This window comes from Polaromonas sp. P1_G2 (assembly GCF_056405515.1).
In genome coordinates this window covers 1-381 of record NZ_JBFUBY010001588.1, presented here as the reverse complement: position 1 = coordinate 381, position 381 = coordinate 1, and the positions used below count along the sequence as shown (strand labels likewise).

Below are 381 nucleotides of genomic sequence, written 5' to 3'. Positions count from 1 at the left end.
CCATCGTCACGCGTGGCACGCCGCATGTGCTTGAGCAGATCAAGTCGCAGCTAGAGCGCATCGTGCCGGTGCACCGGGTCGTCGACCTGACCAACAGGGCTCGCGAAATGGGGCAGGATCGGGCGATCGAGCGTGAGCTCGCGCTGGTCAAGGTCACCGGCCATGGCGAGGCACGTGGTGAAGCGCTGCGTCTGGGCGAGGCCTTCAATGCCAAGGTGACCGATGCGACGGTCGATCATTTCATCTTCGAGATCACCGGCAAGTCCTCGAAGATCGACCAGTTCATCACCATCATGCAGCCGCTCGGGCTGATCGAGGTCTGCCGTACCGGCGTCGCCGCGATGAATCGTGGTCCGCAGGGCATGTGACCGGCCGATGCGC

General features: G+C 63.8%; 1 protein-coding gene. It reads left to right on the top strand.

Annotation, left to right across the window (positions count from 1 at the left end; genetic code table 11):
* Positions 1 to 368: acetolactate synthase small subunit (gene ilvN, locus AC1D0P_RS31670; RefSeq protein WP_477680345.1), on the top strand; the 368-nt coding region annotated here is incomplete at its 5' end.
* Positions 369 to 381: the final 13 nt, after the last annotated feature.